This is a genomic window from Bacillus sp. RAR_M1_44, from assembly GCF_020165935.1.
In the GTDB taxonomy this organism is placed as follows: domain Bacteria; phylum Bacillota; class Bacilli; order Bacillales; family Bacillaceae; genus Bacillus; species Bacillus altitudinis.
Window position 1 is genome coordinate 699,093 of record NZ_JAIUKX010000001.1, and the last position, 17,801, is coordinate 716,893.

A 17,801-nucleotide genomic window follows, 5' to 3' on the forward strand; every position below is an offset into this window, starting at 1 on the left:
CCATACTTCTCTCCTTCTCACTACACCATAACATATAGTGTGTTGTACTCCCGCAATCGCTGAAATCCTTGTCACATAAAGGTTTCTCTATATCCCTTTAATGACTGCACTCCTTGATATTTTTTGGTGCAGATATATCTAAAAAAATTATATCTTAAACTTCATCATTGCGGAATCCATGTTGTCTTGATTGATTCCAATGTATCTTAATGTGATATCTGGGCTGGTGTGATTGAATATTTCTTGCAGCATGGCCACATCCTTTGTCTGTTTATAAAAATGATAGCCGAAGGTCTTCCTTAATGTGTGCGTGCCTATTTCAGTAATTTTCACTTGCTCAGCCGCTTCCCTAAGAATGCGATATGCAACCGATCTATCAATAGCTTTATTTTCCCCTTGCCTGCTTTTAATCACGTATGAACCGTCTTTGAGATCCTTAGCGTAAGCGATTAATTCATTTCTAACTGATGGCGGTACACGAATCCTCTTTTGCTTCTTTGTTTTTGTTTCTCTGAGGACCAGATGTGTTTTCAACAAGTCTTCTTTTTTGATCTTGAGAATATCAGATATCCTTAAGCCGGTACTGATCCCCAATATGAACAATATATAATTTCTTCTATTTTTCTTTTTTAGATAGGCCTTCATTTGCTCCACCTTTTCAAAGTCTCTTATCGGCTGAACAAAATTCATGAATTGTCCCCCTTGTACACTTCTTCTCTAAGTGCGAAAGCTAAACGGTAAAAGGCTTTATTTTTGAATCGGTAATAGTTCCGCTGGCTGAGGCCCATATCTGCGTAAATCTCATAATCATACATTTCTTCATCCTGCATATAGAGCATAACTAAAATGCGGCGCTCTTTTTGCGTAAGACGATTGATTGCACGCTGAATCCGTTTCATGAATTGATCACGCTCGATTTCCCAATCTATTTTTTTAAGGGCTGCATCCTCGGTCGATGAATGAAACTGATTTGAGAAACTAGGCGGCGTAATGGTGTATGTTGTAGTGATTTTTGGGAGAAAGTCTTCCGGCGTTTGAAGCCTTAACATCTTATACTTATCAAGCATTCTTTCCATCTTTTCTCTAGTTTTTTCCTCGTCGATCTGCGGAATGTCTAAACTTGTTTGATTCATGATAATTCCCCCTTTATTTTCTGCGCATTGCCCCGCCTTTGGCTCTTTTCAGCCTTTGCATGTTTTGCCCCATCAATTCTCTTAAATCTCTGTCAGTGAGCTTCTGCGTGTTCTTTTTCGGCTTTTCCTTCTTCATGGCTGCTCCTTTCCGACAAAAAGAAAAAGGACACCAACCAGCACCCGTAAAAGGTGTTGATCAGTGTCCGCAGGCTCTCCGTCTTGGACTTATTTAGATGTAGCTAGTTTCAGTTTTAACTCTTCGAATCTTTTTACAACATAATCGTAGAGTACTTGGTTATCATCGACTTTTTGGTGTTCACTCAATCCCATTTCATGCATTCCTCTTAATTTCATTGAATCATCGAATCTGTCATTAACTAGATGTATCAAATCAATAGGACAATATTCAGGGAAGTTATCTATAAACCCTTTCATTTGTGTAATTTGTTCATGATCCAATCCGTCGTATCCTTTTGGCGTGTATACATCTTTCATGGCGATTTGATACAATGGCTTATAAATTTTTTCAAATGCATTTTCATCATTCTGTATTGCTTTATTTTCTTCACGAATCTTCTTTTCTTTGAAGTACACTGCAAAGTTAGCAGCAACTGCTGAAAGAATAGCTGTAATAGCAATGGTCAAGATTTTTTCTAATTCCATGATAAAACCCCTTTTTATTTTAATTATACCATGAAATGTAAATCTAACCTCTATTTCCTTTAACATCCTGATAATTGAAAACGAAAACCTTAATTTATCTTGAATCTAACCGACTGGAAGGTACCGATGTATTTTGTCTTTGCTGAATCGGTGTAGCAGTCAAGCTGGATCACGTATGTTCCTCTGCCGGTACGCTTGCGAATTTCTTTAACACTAAACGACTTTAGCGGCGTGGACACTTTGAAGCTGCCCCTTTGCACTAGATTAGTATCTGTTAAGCCGCCACCGCTTCGCTTTTTGTAAACTCCAGCGGTGCAGTATAGCGTGCTCGATCCTTTCTTCTCTGCTCTCCAATCAACAGTAGAAGCGCCTGCATAGTAATTGGTGTCATCCGTAAAGACTCGTGCTTGGTGACCATATCCCTCAGTTTGCCAGTTTGACCATACTGCTTGAGCAGATGGCGCATAAAGCACCGCCGCAATAATAATAGTGAGTGTGATTAGTAGTTTTTTCATTTGTCATCCCTCATTTCGTTCATTTCATATATCTCTATTTCTGCACTGTGAGGACTTCTTAAGTCATCGTCTGCATGCTCCAACACTTTTAATCCTTCAATCTTTTCAAGAGCATATGACACATCTAGTCCACTCGATGCTGTCTTTTCAACCTCATCAAGTACATCATCTAAGACATCTTTCGGAAAATCTTCTGGAATCTCAATAAGCATGCTGCGGTGGTATTTTAGTATCTCTTCTATTTCTAGTTTGATTTTTTTAGTTTTCATCGTGCTTCCTCCTTTAGTGATTCCATATCAACGTTTAAGACCTGTAGCATCCAAAGAAGAGTAGCCATTCCGGCAACAGCTTCTTTATCCGCTCCGTTCGATTTCACGCCTCTTTCTCCAAAATCGTTCATTCGTTCGATGATTTGATTTTGTTGCTTTTTATTGAGCTTCATGTGTTTTCTCCTATCCGAAAGTCGGTTCTGGCTCTTCATCCGGCGTCACTTCATCCTCTTCCCACTCAATATCAAGGTCGAGCTTCACACCGTTTTGACTTAATCTCATTAGCAAGATTTCAAAGTCATTTAGATGTCTTAGCGACTTCAATTCGTTACTTGTTCGATAGTCAATATCCCATTCCTTATCTTTTTTATAGATAGAAATTGGTATCTCAAAATTCAAATCTTCGTCATGCTCACATTCAAAGAATATTGTGGCGTATTCAAAACTGCTCCACGATCTGTCCTCATTACGCTCAACTTGAACACTAACCTCCACCGCTTCATACTCTGGACCAGCTTCAAATTCAACTTCAAGGCCGTCAGTTTCTACTTCCTTTGCCACATACTTCTTCCATTCATTAAAGAGGTCAGACAGTTTGATAGTCTTTTCTTTTTCTTCAATCATTAAATTCTTGAAGTTCTCAAGCAGTTTGCGGTTATCAAATGAAGCTTCTTTTATCGTTTCGACTAGCACATGATCCAGCTTAGTGATGTATTCTGAGTAATCGTAAGTTTCAAGGTACGGGACAATGACACTTTTCAACTTGTTTTCAATGACTTTTCTTGCTTCTCCACCATATGAAGTAAACAGGTCTTCAAGCGCTTTTGAAACGCCTTGTTTCAATTGCTCTGCGATCAGATTTTCAACGATTCCATTTTCTAATTGTTGTGCAATAACATCTTTAATATTTTTTTCAAGGTTCATTATTTTTTCCTCCTAAGCCGCTAGGCTGTTAGTTTGCTTTGCTATATTTGTTCATGTGTTCAGGTACACATAATTCAGGTAAATTCGCCCTGACCAGCTGCTCTGCGAATTGCGGCGGAACACTATTCCCCACCCTGCGTATTTGGTCTGATTTATTACCGATGTTAAATGTATATCCAGGCGGGAACCCCTGCCCTGCAAATAGTTCGTTTGGTTGCAACATACGCAATCCGATGTCTGCGATCCTCTTACCATTTGTGCAAACTGTTGTTAATGCGAAACGGTCTTTGGTTGTAATGGTATGCAATGGCTCGTCTAGCCGCTGACCTACGCCTTGACCGTAATACTTAGTCAAAAATGCAACGGTCACTAATCCGAATCTATTGCCGCCAGCTGTGATTGTGTGTAATGGACGATCAAGCGAAAGGCCTCTTACATCCTTTTCTGATTGCTCTGTGTAATAGCTAATCAAGAAAGCCGCTTTGCTCTTATCCGGCACCATTACAGGACTTGGATTGTTCACAATGAACTTATCAATACCTCGTTTGATTCGTTTCATCGTATTTTCAACAAGGGGCCGTTTTCTGCTGAATATACTAGGGACCCCTATGGACCAATCTATAATCTCGTAAGACGATCGCCACGGCTTGAGCTTTCCTGTTTGAACAAGAAGACTTTTGGGATCACCATGTGTTGGCTTTGGCCATATGATTTCTTTTCCGTCACATCTTGCAACCATGAAGAACCTTTTTCGTATTGTTGGCGATCCATAGTCACAAGCCGTTAACTCTCTGAACTGCACTTCATATCCAAGTGATTCCAGCGTTTTGACGAATGATTGAAATGTCTGCCCCTTTTGCTCTTTGATGGGTTTACCTTCTCTAGAGATAGGCCCCCAGTCTTTAAATTCCTCAACGTTCTCAAGCATGATGACGCGTGGCTTAACTGCAATCGCCCATCTGACAGCGATCCACGCAAGCCCTCTGATGCTCTGTTTTACAGGCTTGCCGCCTTTCGCCTTTGAATGGTGTGTACAATCAGGGGAAAACCATGCTAGACCAACTTTTCGTCCCTTAACTGCTTGTTTAGGATCAACATCCCATACTGACTCACAGTAATGTTCTGTGTCAGGATGGTTCACCTCGTGCATTGCAATGGCAGCAGGATCATGATTGATAGCTATATCTACTGATAAGCCTGTCGCAAGCTCGATGCCTGTGCTTGCTCCACCTCCTCCTGCAAAGTTATCTACAATGATTTCACGGAATAGATTGAGCTGTTTCATTGCATCAACCCAGCAATAACAATGACCGCCATGAAACCAAGCACCGTGAGAATGACAGGGCCGTTTGATTCCCTTTTCGCCATGACGACATTCCCCTCTATGATCAGATCAGGACAATAATCAGCAAGCACCGGTACGAAAAATTTCGGTACGCCTATATATGCAGCTGCATCATCAATCGTCATCGCTTGATTTTTGCAGGCTTTGACGGCTTGCGACAGTTCGATATGTTTAGGTAAATTCATGGTATATCCTCCCCCACAGGGGATAAACCCCTGCTATGGTTTAGTTTTATAACTGAAATCAAATCTAACTCGGTCAAAACTTCCTTTAATCGTTTCGATGATTGTGTGACCATGTTCGGGAGCTTCTATGTAATGCGCAGTGTTGTTGACCCCGTCCAGCACGATCACTTTTACCTTGCCTTGTTCAACTAATGTTGTGAAAGGCTCGTTTTTTGTTAATGAGATAGTCTGCGGTCTATTCACAATCTTCACTCCAATGTGATATAATTAAGGTTCCTAAGCTTAATTACTCACATTGAACTGATGTGAATTCTTACCGCTGAGACTCGACGGATTGATCTGTGCGCTGCCAACGCCAGTCTTTTCGTTTGAGTCTCTTTTTATATGGCTTGGGTGGATGTTGCTGTCTATATGCTGCTAGTTCATCCTCTGACATAACCCACGCTTTCACTGGACCTGCTTTGTATGGATTCACTACAGTTTCCAATATGCTCACCTCCTTTTATTCGTCACGCTGCGGAACGTTGAGATTAAAGATTCTTTCGAGTTCTTCGTCAGTCAGTTTCTCGCAATGCTCCCGCCCATAAGCCCCATTTTTAAGACTCAACCACTCAATCAAAAATTCTCTTTCTGATATTGTCATCACTTGATGCCTCCCCTCTTCTTGAGGTGGCGCATGGCTGCTGTCTTGATCCGTTTTGGACAATTTTCATACCGCGCAATCACTTCCAACTGCCGTGCTGTCGCTTTCTCAAATGGCAACAAGATGCTTTTTCTTTTCATGCTGCTTGTACTCCTTTCCTAGTGCGCCGCCTTTACGTGGCTCGATCTTGCCTAATTCGGCTTGATCTATAATCAGCAACAGGACATCATCAACCTTGCGTGCTAAACGGTTCGCGATGTGTCTGACCGGTTCATGGTCCTGCCACATCTTTCGAAAAGCTATGATGTCCCTCTCGCACCAGATGAAATTGTTTTGCGGGCAAGCATAGTAAACCGGTTGTTGTTCAAACAGCTTTCGTAAATCTCTCTTTTTGTAGCTCATTGTGCATTTTTTGATATACATAGGCTCGTTTGCTCCGACACCGTTCGGACGCTCCTTGATCTTTCCACGCTTGCTAAAATCAATCATTAGCAGCAACACTTCTTCTGATGGTCGGTTAAATAACTCCGCCATTTCAACGACCGATCTTCCTTCGTACCAGTAATCCAAAAACCGTTTAAGACCTACGATCGTCCATTCAAAATTCACATGTTCTAAGATGATTCTAGTAGCGCTCACTTTGCAATTTCCTTTCTTCGCCCAACCTCTTTATGCACAATATGCATGGATGCTGCCAGATTCTTTTCCACGTGCCAGTAACGAGGGTTTAACCCATTCACTACTAGGATTTTTCTTTCTGAGCGTGTTGGCTTTCTGCCGCCTTTTTTCATATTCAGCGCGCCTCCTTATGTTTTTTATATTCGTTCAGACTTACTTCCAGCTGATCTATTAAACTATCAACTTTCTCAGATGTGATTTTGCTCATGTTTTACACTCCCTTAGAACGGCAACACTTCTTTACGCTTGTCCGATGTGTCTTTAAAAATGATGTACTGCTGCTTTTGGGTGATGCGTGATACTAACTTGCTGTCATACATTTGATACAGCTTTTCGCTAGTGAGGTTTGTTGTATAAATCGTCACTTTATCCTGCCGAGCAGATGTTACTTTGTAGATGAGACGATGAATGAAATCACTGGCTTTACTATCCGAATGTTCTGACCCTGTTTCTGCACCGATGTCATCTATCACGAGATAATCGGCTTCACCCATCAACTGAGTCACATACGCTTCTGTGTACTTGCTCTCTTTGTTGCTGAATGAATCTTTAATTGCCGTAGCCGCATCTTCCATATTGATAAACAAACATGATAGGCCTATGTCTTTAGGGTTGTCGGGATCAGGAGGAACATTAAGTTCTCTAAGTGCTGCATATGCAAGATGACTCTTCCCCACTCCCGGATGGCCCTGCAAAAATATGTTGAATACTTCACCTTGTTGCAAGTGTTTAACAAGATCCATCATGCGCTTTTTATTCTTTGTCTCTTCTGGCTCAGATACATCGTAATTATCAAACGTTGCTCGTGAGACAGTTCGATCCCTGAACATGCTGTGCTTTTCCAACATGTTAAATTTCTTCTGACGCTGGCTATATTCAATCTGACTTTCTAAGTCTTTTTGCAATTTCTTGGACTCTTCTTCCAGTTCACATCGAGGGCAAATAACTTTCCCGTTCATAACCATCATTCGCACAGGTTTTACAACATCTTTACTGCCACGAGTGTATGTGTGCTTATTACAGTAATCAGAATGGAAGGTCATTTTGTCGTTTATGACTTCGGCTGCCGCCGCCTTTATGCTGCGCACGCTTTATCACCTCATCACTGTTGTTTAAGTAGCCTTCGAATTTTGTCCCAAAAAGTGTTTCGGGACGAAGGAATTTACTCATGTCAGGGTTATCACGCCATTCAAAGCATTTTGCTAAGATGACCTTTTTAAAATCATCGAATCTGAATCCCTCGTTCCATCTTGCTTTTATTAGTTGCTGTGTCTTTGGTGTGGTGTGACGGTAATTTTTCTCTGACATTTGATTGAGAAGATCCGTTATGAGTTTGAATGGGATTTCTGATTCATCCGCAGTCGGGTTTCCCGACAATATATCTTTATTATTCTTCTTATTCTTCTTATTCTTCTTATTGTCCACTTGTCGTTGACGTATCGTTGACGAGTCGTTGACGTATCGTTCAAACAACTCCCTTATACTGTCATTTTTCACATATGCATAAACCAGTCGTATTAGCGATTTATCTTTGATCTCTCTTAATTCCTTTGCAATACAATCCAGTACTGGTTTTCCACCTTTATTCAGGTTGTATTTAGCCCAATTTTTTATAGCTAATTCTCTTGTTTCGTTGTTATAAACAATTAATTCATGATGGTTTTCGAATCGATCCATAAGGCTGTTTATTGACTCGATGGAATACCCTAAATCAAAAGCCATTTGTTTTTTTGTAATTGAGTACACACCAATTTGAGTAGTGTTTGGATTAGTGATGAGATACAAATAAAAGTATCTGTCCTCTGGTGTCATTTCTTCAGTAACCTTCGGATCATTCCAAAATGTTGTATAGACTTGGCGAAATTTTGCCACGAGTTACTCACCTCTTTTTATGATTAGGCTTGTCCTTCAAAAAAGGTGAAACAAAATGTTTCAAGCCTCTTTAGATTTTTTTGTCTTTTCTTTTTTTACTGGTGTGTAATAAGGCGCCACAGCCTCAGTAAAAAGTTTTTCTCTGTCTTCTGTTCCAAAGAAAACTTCTCCGAGGAACAAGTTGCTTTTCCTCTTTTGCTTTTTGTTAGCCATAAAGATCACCTCGACACATAATATGCAATGTGGACAGTAGGACTACCCACCAAAAAATCAGCAGTTTCAAATTTAATATTAAAAAACCCCAACCAATATTCCTGACAGGTATTAAATTATTCAAAAAAAAGCTTGGCTTTTATGCCAATTTGTTCTGAAATTCTCTCTAAGCTTTTAAAAGTAGGAGAAATTTTTCCGTTTTCTAGTCTCGATATATAAGAACCCGTAAAACCCATCACTTCTGCGAATTCTTCTTGAGAAAGACCACTATCTTTTCTTTTCGTTTTCAACATTTTAGCTAGTTCATCAAGGTCAATCACACAGCACCTCCTAATATTCCTGTCAGGAATGAATATACCACACAGGAATATTATTGGCAAGTCTTTTCCAAAAGAAATATTCCCGTCTGGAAAGTCAGTATGCTATAATTATTATGTAATTTTGGTTAAACTGTTACGATCAAAGGTGGTTTAAAAATGGAGAATAGAAAAATCGGTTTTGCTGTAAAGCGTCTACGTTTAAAAAAGAAGAAAACGGTAGAAGAGGCAGCTAAGGAAATTGGTATATCTCAAAGCTATTTATCTAGAATTGAGAATAACTCACAAATTCCCTCCGTTAAAGTTATAAATAAAATAGCAGATTATTTTGATGTACATAGTTCATATTTATTTTTGGATGAAGAAAGCATAAATAGCTTTACTGAAAAAGAGAACGAATTATTCTCAAGCAAACATATTAATATAAATGACCTTGAAAAATTAAACATTGTTCATGACAACGGCTCTAAAATCACAAAAGAAGAAATTAATTATGTAATTGATCGCCTAAAGGAACTAAGAGAGTTAAGAGAAAATTATTTAAAAGGAAAAGAATAATTTATTTTTTTTTGCTTTCTTCTTCAAGTTTCTTTATTTTAGATATTTCTCTCTCTATTTTTTCAATAAGTTGTTCGTAACTAGACAATATACTTTCCCCCTAATTTAACTAGTGTTTCCTGTTTTTTTGTTTTCCCAAAACAGGAAACACCTCTTTAAAACACGAAAGACGATACCATTTCTGGTAACGTCTTTTTTTACATCCCTACTCTTACTTCTTTCGTTTGAATAATCATTTCTTTTTCACTCTTCATATCAGCGTCCTTCACTCCGGCTGGTAAAAGAAAAATTGTAATTATAAATAAGCTAGTTAATACTTTCATACTTTCACCTCCCCTGACCTTTAAAGTGTAAGATCTAAATCCATTTTTTTCAACTGGATTTTCGGGATATTAGCTCTAAAGTAATCACGCTGTTCAGAGAAAAAGTGTAAAGATAATAAAATTTTATCTGTCCTTACCTCTCTAATTCCATCAAATAGATATGCATAGGGGCGTAAGGATTTATCTAAGTAATACAGTTTAAGTGAACTGCCTTCACTTAGAACCTGTGTAAAATGTGTAACATTATAATCTTCATCAATTTTTTTACACCAGTAATACTGAAGAATAGCAATCTCTTCTTTATTTTGGATAACTTCTTCTTCTCTCTCTGGAAACTCTTCATATAATTTCAAAAGTTGCTTGTAGTAATTTAGTGATTTCTTATACGACTCAAAAAAATAGGATAGGCCAAGTAAATATGTTGCGGTCATGACATGGCTTTTGCTAATACCTGTTTTCATTAAAGACATTGCAGAATCTCTTGCTTTTTCAATATTATTTTCTTGTTTCAGGTACGTGTTTGCAAGAATCTCATCAATTCTCGCTTTAAAGCTCTTCTTTAGAAATGGATCATTAATTTCTTTTAAAAATTCCTTGGCTCTATCAATTGAATACAAACTTAAATCGTACTTCCCGATATTGTAATAGACATATGATTCAAATATTTCAAGTAATGTTTTACCTTCTATAGTTTTTGCTTTAAGATTACTTAATGCTCTTTGGTGTTCAAGCGGTTTAAATGATTCTCTAAAGTCCAAAACAAAGCGGTAAGCATTACAAGCGTCTGGTGCTACAGAAGAATAATTATCAATAATATATCTTATTTCATTAAACATCTGATTGGTGTAATAATATTCCAAAGCGCTATAAATGTATTTCTTATCGAAGCCACTTTTAGAGTATTCTTTCATCAATTGTTTTTCTTCACTAGGTGAAATTTCCCTTACTGTTTCTATGACCATCCAAAAAGCTATTTCTTTTCCCGAAAAAAATTTACTCATATAACCTTTTGTAATCCCGATCGCTTTGGCGATACTATTTTGCGATTTCTCCATTTTATCCAGGTGTTTTTTCAGAACGTCTCTTATATCATCATTTTTAACTGTAATGTGCATACGCTCACCTTTCAAAATCAATTTAGCACTCTAAAGTCGAAAATGCTGTCACAAAATGTCGAATAAGTATGAATTTTTAATCTAAAATTAAAAACAATCCTTTTCTGTTAATTCAATTATAATCCTTTTAAGGTTTATATTAACATATAACTTTTGGAGGAGTTATATGCTGCGAGCTTTATTTGTAAATATGATTAGGATTATTAGCAAGTAATTTCCAACATGATATAATTATTGTTGTTGATTAAATTTAAGTGGTATTAAATTGGGGTGTCTTTATCTATGGATTATAAAAAAAACGAAATAATCGGAATAAACTTAAACAGACTAAGAAACAAGCAAAAACCTAAACTATCAATAAGACGTCTCGCTGAAGAAGTTGGTTTGAGTAATGGGTATTTATCAAAGCTTGAAACCGGTAAGATTAAAGGTCCGTCTTTGGAAGCCATGATGAAACTTTCCGATTTTTTCAATGTGGATCTCAGCTTTTTTATTACCGATCCTAGATATATTGATAACAAAGGCAAAGATGTAGAGACGAATCAAGTTTATGTGAATGGACTGACTCTTGATACAATCAAAAATATTAACATTATAGATGATGATGGAAACCCATTAACAGATGATGAACGAAATTTCATGCTTGAAGCATTAAAGAGTTATAGAGCCTCTAAGGTCAAATTCTTCACAAGCAATATTTCATCTAATGACGATTGATTTTAAGCTTTTTTTTCCACTCCTATTTCTTTCCCCTTCCTCTAAGCACTTTGTTTCTACACTTATTCGAGGATTTATTGTTCGTTTGTAAAAGGTATGCTTAGCATTCGAAATATGATTTCGAACAGTCTTTTCGCTAATAAAAAGCTCGCTTGCAATTTCTTTTGTTGTTTTATCTTGGACGAGCAATTCGAATACTTCTCTTTCTCTTTTGGTTAATAGCGGCTTGGATTGAAACTCTTTCTCCTTCAAGTATTGTAACCCTCCTTGCTAAGGTGAGAGCTCTAGTCTCTATAGAATGGGATTCTGTATAGTCGAGATATCATATGCCGGGTACTTGAGGTAGGTGACGTTAAAATCGAGAATTCCCGCAGATGAGCGTCCAATTTCCTCCCCTTCAAGCCGCACAAAAAAGGACGAGTCCCCTATAGAGACATCGTCCTTGATCAAACAAGCTTTTAAAATATCGAAATGGCTCCTGTTAAAAGAGCAATAAGTGTTGTAAACAGGGCTGTGAGTACGGTCCATAGCAGTGCGTACTTTTGCAAATCACCAATATCTTTATTCAGCATACTCACAAGCAGTAATGTTGAAGCCACAAGCGGACTCAGCAAATGGACAGGCTGTCCGATAATAGAGGCGCGCGCAATTTCTACTGGATCAATTCCGTAAGCTGCGCCGGCTTCAGCTAAGATTGGCAGCACCCCGAAATAATACGCATCATTTGAAAGAACAAATGTAAATGGCATACTCGTCAAAGCGACAATGAGTGGAAAAAATGAGCTGTATGAATCTGGAATCATGTAAATGACCAAGTTAGCAATGGACTCCACCATTTTTGTTCCCGAAAAAATGCCTGTGAAAATTCCTGCTGCAAACACAAGGGTAATGACCGTTAAGGCATTTCCTGCATGCGATAAAATCCGCTCACGCTGATCTTCAACTTTTGGATAGTTGATCATAAGCGCAATGACAAAGCCAATGAGAAAGAGTACAGGAATCGGTACGATATCCAATACAAGTGTTACCATGACAGCAATCGTCAGGAAGAAGTTAACCCAAATCAAGTTTGGTCTCTTCATATCTGCAACGCCATCTTCAATTGATGCCGCCAATTCAGGAGAGATCGAGACCTCTTCTTTATACTGAATCTCGGCAACCCCAATGCGCTTCCGTTCTTTTTTTCCAAGAACATACGCTGTAAAAAGGATAAAAAGACCGCCCCCTATCATCGTCGGGAGTAATGGAATGAAGAATTCCGCTGCATCTAAACCAAGTGCAGCAATCGCACGAGTGGCTGGACCGCCCCAAGGCGTCATTCCACTCATAATGCCTAATGATAATAATGAAATCGTCCCTAAAATCAGTGGGTTCATCCCAATTCTTAAGAAAAGTGGCAGCATAGCTGATACGGTAATCATGTACGTTGTCGTTCCATCACCATCTAATGCAACAAGCATAGACAAAATCGCTACCCCAAAAGCAATTTTCACCGGATCGCCTTTCACAAGACGTAAAATCAGTTTGATCAATGGGTCAAACAATCCAGCATCCAGCATGACACCGAAGAATAAGATGGCAAATAACAATAAAGCAGCAGATGGTGCAACGGTCTTGAGTCCATCAAGCATCATGTCCCCTAATCCGCTGTAAAATCCACCGATTAATGCAAAGATGATTGGCACAACGGTTAGAGCCACCACCGGATGCATACGTTTTGTCATAATAAGAAATGTAAAAGTCACGACCATCAAGATCCCTAAAATAGCTAGCACTTCATATCCCTCCATCCTCTTCTTTACACGATCCACAAGCGCCCCTTTTGCACTTGCGGCCCGAAATGTTAGCGCTTTCTATTTCAAGGATATAATAGCTTTTTTTATAATGAAAATATCGATTTTTTCGTCTATTCAATAAATTTTTTTTATAATTAGCCTTGCTGACTTCTTAAAAACTCAATGAATGCTTTCACAACAGACAAATGAAGGGAATCCGGCTGGTACATGAGCCATGTATCTCTTAAAACAGGCTGTCCATCTTTATACGAAAGACCTTTTACAAATAGCTCATCACTTGGTCTGAGGCAAATTTCCGGGACAATGGCATAACCTAAACCATGCTTCACCATCTCTTTTGACGTATCTTGCCTGTCTGTCTCCATTGTCACAAGCGGAGGCATCGTGAACGTCTCCTGCCACCATCTGTTAATCAATCGTTTTAATGAACTATCCGTGTGATAGTCAATGAGCGGCAGCTTTGGTAGGTCCTTTAGCTGTATTTCTGATTTTGAAATGATACAAAGGCGTTCTTTATCAAGCAAAAATCGCTCTCCATTCCAGTCGTAATCTCCTCTTAAAATCCCTAAATGTACACTTGATGTCCCTAATAAATCCATGACTTTTGTGCTCCATCCTGTGTTCACCATAAATTGAACATGTGGATATTGCTTAGAAAACTCTCTTAAAATTTCCGGCAGTTTATATTGAGCAAAGTTACTCGACACCCCTAACCTGATCGTTCCTTTGACCTTTTTTTGCATATTGAGCATGCCATCTTTCGTTTGCTGGAGCTGCTTGAGCATGTCATTTGCGTATTTAGCCAAGTATTCGCCCTCTGATGTAAATTCAATCCCTCGTTTTCTTTTAAAGAAAAGCTTCATGTCAAATTCCTCTTCAAGCTGTTTCAATCGATAACTTAAGGCAGGCTGCGAGACAAATAATTTTTCTGCCGCTTTTGTAATGTTCTTCTCTTCATATAGCACCTTTAAAAACCGCCAGTCTTTCTCATCCATTGTGTGCCCTCCTTTTGACCTTGTTATAAAAATATTTTATCAGTTTCTCTTAAAATAATGTATTTAACTTATTTCTTATTATACTTTACCATTTTGATTAGATAAATAGTAACTAAACAATTGAGGGTGAGAGCAATGAGAAAAGTTCCAATCACAATCATGCGAGGCGGTACAAGCAAAGGGGTTTTCATTCAAGCCAATGATGCACCTTACGAACACGATGAGCTCGAAGAATTTCTATTAGACATTATGGGTAGCCCTGACCGGCTGCAAGTTGATGGAATCGGGGGCGGTAATTCTTTAACAAGTAAGGTGGCCATTATCGATAAAGCCACTCGTCCAGATGTGGATGTGAACTATACGTTTGCACAAGTCAGCATCAATGAAAGATTTGTCGACTTTAAAGGAAACTGTGGGAATATCTCATCAGCAGTTGGACCGTATGCCATCATTAAAGGACTTGTCCAAGCAGTTGAGCCTGTCACAACAGTACGTATTCTGAATACCAACACGAATAAAATCATTGTGGCAGAGGTAGAAGTCGAGAACGGAGAAGTAAAATTTGAAGGACAGGCAGAAATTCCAGGAGTGAAAGGAACAGGTTCTCCCATTTATTTATCCTTTGAGAAACCTGAAGGCGCTGTCACAGGTAAAACCTTTCCGACTGGAAACAAAATGGATACGATCCAAACAAAGTTTGGAGAGATTCCGATCTCAATCGTTGACATTGCAAATCCAATCGCCTTTGTCCGTGCCAAAGATATTCAATTAAAAGGAACTGAATTGCCTGAGGAGTTTACAGACGAATTGCTGGATGATTTAGAAGTGATTCGCTCCATCGCTGCTGAAATGTGTCACTTTGCACCAAAAGAACTGGCCACATTACAGTCTCCAGCTGTTCCTAAGCTTGCAATTATTAGCGAGCCTGCTGATTATGTAGATACAAATGGAATATTGAGAAGAGCAGCAGATATGGACATCATCGTTCGGATGCTATCGATGCAAAGACCGCACCAAGCACTTGCCATTACCGGATCTGTCTGTGTGTCATCCAGCTGTTTCATGGATCAAACGCTTCCGGCACAGCTGTTTGAAGGTCAAGATGATACACTTCGAATTGGTCATCCTGCTGGTATTATGCAAACTGAAATTGATATCTCTGAAAACAGAGTCAAAGTTATTCGAACCGCAAGAGAAATCCTAGATGGAGTGGTCTTTACAAAAAAAGACTACATGGTTCAACCTCAAATAAAAAAAGAAGCATAAATGAGACGTCATCTTGTCGACAAAGAGCTAAAATGAACTGATTTTAGCTCTTTGTCTTTTTTCAGTGTGAAGATCTTAAAGCAACTCCGTTCTAACATCGAATGCAACGGTTTTCTACACTCATCGAACGAGAAATTGTCTACTTGGGCGGTGCATCAATATCTCCTGCTGAATGGGCTTTTATATGTCCTTGATCATCTTTTAACTGAATATGACCATATCGGTTCACACCACAGCAAATCCCTTCCTGCCATGTTTGCTTTTCACGATCTAATGAAATACGAAGCGGTTGATTCAGCCGATATAATCGTTTGTTATAAAGGGCAGTGAGGGCTTCAAATCCTTCCATTTGCCAGCGTGCATGGTATTTTTCAAAGGCAGCTGCCAAATCTTTCACTAGCTGGTCGGCTTTCACCTCAGTGAGTTCTGATAGGCAAATGGTTTTATACGGAACGTGCTCCGGCTTTGTTTCTACATTGATGCCCACACCGATGTAAATGGCGCTGCGGTCTGCTTCAATTAATGTGCCAGATACTTTCGCTTCATTAATCAATAGATCATTTGGCCATTTGATTGCCAGCTGATCCTCTGCTCTCATAAGTGGTTTGAGTACATCATAAATGGCGAGTGCCGTCAGCGGGGCAATCGTTGATTGGGTGGAGATATCTACTGGCGGTTTTACTGTCATTGTGACAGCCACATTCCCTGTAGGCGTTTCCCACGGTCTGCCAAGCCTGCCTCTCCCTGCTGTCTGCTGCCGGGCATATACGGCAAATGAAGGGATTTCTCCTTGCTGAATAAGCCTTTTCGCTTCATTATTTGTACTATCAATGGTGTCGTATTGAAAAATCTTCATGTGATCTCCTTTTGTTTCTTCTTCATCTGATTTTTTTATTATAACAAAATGAAGCATCTACCCGTGATTCTTTAATGTCGCTGGGCTTGAAAAGTTTCTTTTTCCTCTTCTGTAAACGGCACAGGGGCACCGGTGTCTTTACTTATTTGCACCATCGTAACAGAGCCTGTAAAACACGGTTCTTGCTGCTCATTTTCTCCTAAATAATGAAGGATGAGAGAGCTTGATCCAACCTTTTCCGGCTTTACATACACACGCAGCCTCTCACCGATCTCCACTTGCTTGATGTAATCACATTGAAGGTTTGCCACGACCGTAATCGTCTCTCTCGCGCGCTTCATTCGTTTATCTACAATTCCCGTTTTTTGAAAGAAGGCAATCCGCGCCTCTTCAAAATACACAAACGGGGTGACATTGTTCATGTGACCAAACATATCCGTTTCTGAAAAACGGACGGTTGTTTCCACATAAAATCGAAACGATGCCCTCCACTCTTCAAACGGTTCTTCAATATATGACGGCAGCCTCATTTGATCCACTCCTTATTCGCAAACAAAACGCCTCTCCCGTATTGGAAGAGGCGTTTGTTATGTTATTGCATCCAGCCTCTTGTAAACACTCATCATGATTGGCAAGGAGGACTGAATGTGATGTTATTCTGCGTGATCGCTTCCGAAGAAGTTACGGAAAGCTTGTAATGTTGTATCTCGGTTAAGTGCTGCAATTGATGTTGTGAGCGGGATTCCTTTCGGACAAGCCTGCACACAGTTTTGAGAGTTCCCACAGTTTGCAAGACCGCCATCACCCATAATTTCTTCTAAACGGTCAGACTTATTCATTGCACCTGTCGGATGTGCGTTAAATAGACGAACTTGTGAAAGCGGTGCAGGGCCCATAAAGGAAGACTTATCATTCACGTTTGGACAAGCTTCAAGGCAGACACCACATGTCATACATTTTGAAAGCTCATACGCCCATTGACGCTTTTTCTCAGGCATTCTTGGTCCAGGTCCAAGATCATATGTGCCATCGATCGGCACCCATGCTTTGACTTTTTTCAATGAATTGAACATACGGCTTCGATCAACCTGCAAGTCTCTCACAACCGGGAACGTTTTCATTGGCTGAAGACGAATCGGCTGCTCTAACTTGTCAATTAGTGCTGTACATGACTGGCGAGGCTTTCCATTAATGACCATGGAACAAGCGCCGCATACTTCTTCAAGGCAGTTCATGTCCCAGTTGATCGCCGTTGTTTTTTCACCTTTTTTATTGACCGGATTACGTCTGATTTCCATGAGTGCAGAAATCACGTTCATATTCGGACGGTAAGGGATTTCGAATTCCTCATCATAAGGCTTGCCATCTGCTGTATCTTGACGTGTGATAATAAATTGAATCGTGTTTTTTTCACTCAT

Annotated in this window: 29 protein-coding genes; 3 read left to right on the forward strand and 26 right to left on the reverse strand. The window is 39.4% G+C overall.

Annotated features, from left to right (window positions below; translation table 11 throughout):
* Window positions 1-147: 147 nt before the first annotated feature.
* From LCD34_RS03740 to LCD34_RS03820, 18 genes are all read right to left on the reverse strand, one after another.
* Window positions 148-690 (reverse strand): site-specific integrase, encoded by a 543-nt coding sequence (locus LCD34_RS03740; RefSeq protein ID WP_224558542.1) that lies wholly within the window; start codon window positions 688-690, stop codon window positions 148-150.
* Window positions 687-1,133, reverse strand: coding sequence for an ArpU family phage packaging/lysis transcriptional regulator (locus LCD34_RS03745; RefSeq protein WP_224558543.1), 447 nt, complete (start codon window positions 1,131-1,133; stop codon window positions 687-689). Before LCD34_RS03745 ends, LCD34_RS03740 begins: the two co-directional genes overlap by 4 nt.
* Before the next feature lie 13 nt (window positions 1,134-1,146).
* The gene (locus LCD34_RS19535; protein ID WP_260857579.1) at window positions 1,147-1,269 is read right to left on the reverse strand and encodes a hypothetical protein; all 123 of its coding nucleotides are present in this window, start codon (window positions 1,267-1,269) and stop codon (window positions 1,147-1,149) included.
* Between the two features lie 89 nt (window positions 1,270-1,358).
* A complete protein-coding gene (locus LCD34_RS03750; RefSeq protein WP_151284814.1) occupies window positions 1,359-1,796 on the reverse strand; it encodes a hypothetical protein in 438 nt (145 codons plus the stop codon).
* A gap of 89 nt (window positions 1,797-1,885) precedes the next feature.
* Window positions 1,886-2,311 carry a hypothetical protein gene (locus LCD34_RS03755; protein WP_224558544.1) on the reverse strand — a complete coding sequence of 142 codons (426 nt, stop codon included), beginning with the start codon at window positions 2,309-2,311 and terminating at the stop codon, window positions 1,886-1,888.
* Window positions 2,308-2,580, reverse strand: coding sequence for a hypothetical protein (locus tag LCD34_RS03760; RefSeq protein ID WP_224558545.1), 273 nt, complete (start codon window positions 2,578-2,580; stop codon window positions 2,308-2,310). Before LCD34_RS03760 ends, LCD34_RS03755 begins: the two co-directional genes overlap by 4 nt.
* Entirely contained in the window at window positions 2,577-2,753 is a 177-nt protein-coding gene (locus LCD34_RS03765; protein WP_224558546.1) for a hypothetical protein, read from the reverse strand. Before LCD34_RS03765 ends, LCD34_RS03760 begins: the two co-directional genes overlap by 4 nt.
* A 10-nt stretch (window positions 2,754-2,763) precedes the next feature.
* Window positions 2,764-3,504 carry a hypothetical protein gene (locus tag LCD34_RS03770; RefSeq protein ID WP_224558547.1) on the reverse strand — a complete coding sequence of 247 codons (741 nt, stop codon included), beginning with the start codon at window positions 3,502-3,504 and terminating at the stop codon, window positions 2,764-2,766.
* Window positions 3,505-3,532: 28 nt separating this feature from the next.
* Entirely contained in the window at window positions 3,533-4,789 is a 1,257-nt protein-coding gene (locus LCD34_RS03775) for a DNA cytosine methyltransferase (protein WP_224558548.1), read from the reverse strand.
* Window positions 4,786-5,034, reverse strand: coding sequence for a hypothetical protein (locus LCD34_RS03780; protein WP_224558549.1), 249 nt, complete (start codon window positions 5,032-5,034; stop codon window positions 4,786-4,788). The genes LCD34_RS03775 and LCD34_RS03780 overlap by 4 nt, the downstream gene beginning before the upstream one ends.
* Window positions 5,035-5,067: 33 nt before the next feature.
* Window positions 5,068-5,286, reverse strand: a complete 219-nt coding sequence (locus LCD34_RS03785; RefSeq protein WP_411910425.1) for an XtrA/YqaO family protein — start codon at window positions 5,284-5,286, stop codon at window positions 5,068-5,070.
* 61 nt (window positions 5,287-5,347) lie between these two features.
* The gene (locus tag LCD34_RS03790; RefSeq protein ID WP_186306829.1) at window positions 5,348-5,521 is read right to left on the reverse strand and encodes a hypothetical protein; all 174 of its coding nucleotides are present in this window, start codon (window positions 5,519-5,521) and stop codon (window positions 5,348-5,350) included.
* A 15-nt stretch (window positions 5,522-5,536) separates the two neighbouring features.
* Window positions 5,537-5,677, reverse strand: coding sequence for a BH0509 family protein (locus LCD34_RS03795; RefSeq protein ID WP_224558551.1), 141 nt, complete (start codon window positions 5,675-5,677; stop codon window positions 5,537-5,539).
* Between the two features lie 108 nt (window positions 5,678-5,785).
* A complete protein-coding gene (locus tag LCD34_RS03800) occupies window positions 5,786-6,316 on the reverse strand; it encodes a hypothetical protein (protein WP_224558552.1) in 531 nt (176 codons plus the stop codon).
* Window positions 6,313-6,468 (reverse strand): DUF6906 family protein, encoded by a 156-nt coding sequence (locus tag LCD34_RS03805; RefSeq protein WP_162837042.1) that lies wholly within the window; start codon window positions 6,466-6,468, stop codon window positions 6,313-6,315. Before LCD34_RS03805 ends, LCD34_RS03800 begins: the two co-directional genes overlap by 4 nt.
* A 108-nt stretch (window positions 6,469-6,576) precedes the next feature.
* Entirely contained in the window at window positions 6,577-7,443 is an 867-nt protein-coding gene (locus LCD34_RS03810) for an AAA family ATPase (protein WP_224558553.1), read from the reverse strand.
* On the reverse strand, window positions 7,382-8,227 hold the full coding sequence (locus tag LCD34_RS03815; protein WP_224558554.1) for a conserved phage C-terminal domain-containing protein: 846 nt from the start codon (window positions 8,225-8,227) through the stop codon (window positions 7,382-7,384). The genes LCD34_RS03810 and LCD34_RS03815 overlap by 62 nt, the downstream gene beginning before the upstream one ends.
* Before the next feature lie 329 nt (window positions 8,228-8,556).
* Window positions 8,557-8,760, reverse strand: a complete 204-nt coding sequence (locus tag LCD34_RS03820; RefSeq protein WP_224558555.1) for a helix-turn-helix domain-containing protein — start codon at window positions 8,758-8,760, stop codon at window positions 8,557-8,559.
* A 156-nt stretch (window positions 8,761-8,916) separates the two neighbouring features.
* Here LCD34_RS03820 and LCD34_RS03825 point away from each other — a divergent pair, with 156 nt between their 5' ends.
* Window positions 8,917-9,315, forward strand: coding sequence for a helix-turn-helix domain-containing protein (locus LCD34_RS03825; protein ID WP_058015859.1), 399 nt, complete (start codon window positions 8,917-8,919; stop codon window positions 9,313-9,315).
* 197 nt (window positions 9,316-9,512) lie between these two features.
* Here LCD34_RS03825 and LCD34_RS19540 read toward each other — a convergent pair whose 3' ends face one another.
* The gene (locus tag LCD34_RS19540) at window positions 9,513-9,638 is read right to left on the reverse strand and encodes a hypothetical protein (protein ID WP_263490599.1); all 126 of its coding nucleotides are present in this window, start codon (window positions 9,636-9,638) and stop codon (window positions 9,513-9,515) included.
* A gap of 20 nt (window positions 9,639-9,658) precedes the next feature.
* On the reverse strand, window positions 9,659-10,753 hold the full coding sequence (locus LCD34_RS03830) for an AimR family lysis-lysogeny pheromone receptor (RefSeq protein ID WP_109718376.1): 1,095 nt from the start codon (window positions 10,751-10,753) through the stop codon (window positions 9,659-9,661).
* Window positions 10,754-11,035: 282 nt separating this feature from the next.
* On the opposite strand from LCD34_RS03830, the gene LCD34_RS03835 reads away from it, so the two are divergent.
* Window positions 11,036-11,470 carry a helix-turn-helix domain-containing protein gene (locus LCD34_RS03835; protein WP_224558556.1) on the forward strand — a complete coding sequence of 145 codons (435 nt, stop codon included), beginning with the start codon at window positions 11,036-11,038 and terminating at the stop codon, window positions 11,468-11,470.
* On the opposite strand, the gene LCD34_RS03840 is transcribed toward LCD34_RS03835, so the two are convergent.
* The 3 genes from LCD34_RS03840 to LCD34_RS03850 form a co-directional block, all read right to left on the reverse strand.
* Window positions 11,453-11,722 carry a LuxR C-terminal-related transcriptional regulator gene (locus tag LCD34_RS03840; RefSeq protein WP_224558557.1) on the reverse strand — a complete coding sequence of 90 codons (270 nt, stop codon included), beginning with the start codon at window positions 11,720-11,722 and terminating at the stop codon, window positions 11,453-11,455. The two genes, LCD34_RS03835 and LCD34_RS03840, sit on opposite strands and share 18 nt — an antisense overlap.
* A gap of 206 nt (window positions 11,723-11,928) precedes the next feature.
* Window positions 11,929-13,245, reverse strand: coding sequence for a CitMHS family transporter (locus LCD34_RS03845; protein ID WP_017358236.1), 1,317 nt, complete (start codon window positions 13,243-13,245; stop codon window positions 11,929-11,931).
* Between the two features lie 155 nt (window positions 13,246-13,400).
* Window positions 13,401-14,261 (reverse strand): LysR family transcriptional regulator, encoded by an 861-nt coding sequence (locus tag LCD34_RS03850; protein ID WP_007501609.1) that lies wholly within the window; start codon window positions 14,259-14,261, stop codon window positions 13,401-13,403.
* A gap of 135 nt (window positions 14,262-14,396) precedes the next feature.
* Between LCD34_RS03850 and LCD34_RS03855 the strand changes: the two genes are divergently transcribed.
* Window positions 14,397-15,527 carry a 2-methylaconitate cis-trans isomerase PrpF family protein gene (locus LCD34_RS03855; protein WP_144716600.1) on the forward strand — a complete coding sequence of 377 codons (1,131 nt, stop codon included), beginning with the start codon at window positions 14,397-14,399 and terminating at the stop codon, window positions 15,525-15,527.
* Between the two features lie 139 nt (window positions 15,528-15,666).
* Here the strand turns inward: LCD34_RS03855 and LCD34_RS03860 are convergent, their stop codons facing one another.
* The 3 genes from LCD34_RS03860 to sdhB form a co-directional block, all read right to left on the reverse strand.
* Window positions 15,667-16,383 (reverse strand): biotin--[acetyl-CoA-carboxylase] ligase, encoded by a 717-nt coding sequence (locus LCD34_RS03860; protein ID WP_224558558.1) that lies wholly within the window; start codon window positions 16,381-16,383, stop codon window positions 15,667-15,669.
* Between the two features lie 71 nt (window positions 16,384-16,454).
* Complete coding sequence (locus LCD34_RS03865; protein ID WP_007501614.1) at window positions 16,455-16,913, reverse strand: acyl-CoA thioesterase; 459 nt, start codon at window positions 16,911-16,913, stop codon at window positions 16,455-16,457.
* A 123-nt stretch (window positions 16,914-17,036) separates the two neighbouring features.
* Window positions 17,037-17,801: a succinate dehydrogenase iron-sulfur subunit gene (gene sdhB / locus LCD34_RS03870; protein ID WP_072367454.1), complete on the reverse strand. Its 765-nt coding sequence runs from the start codon at window positions 17,799-17,801 to the stop codon at window positions 17,037-17,039.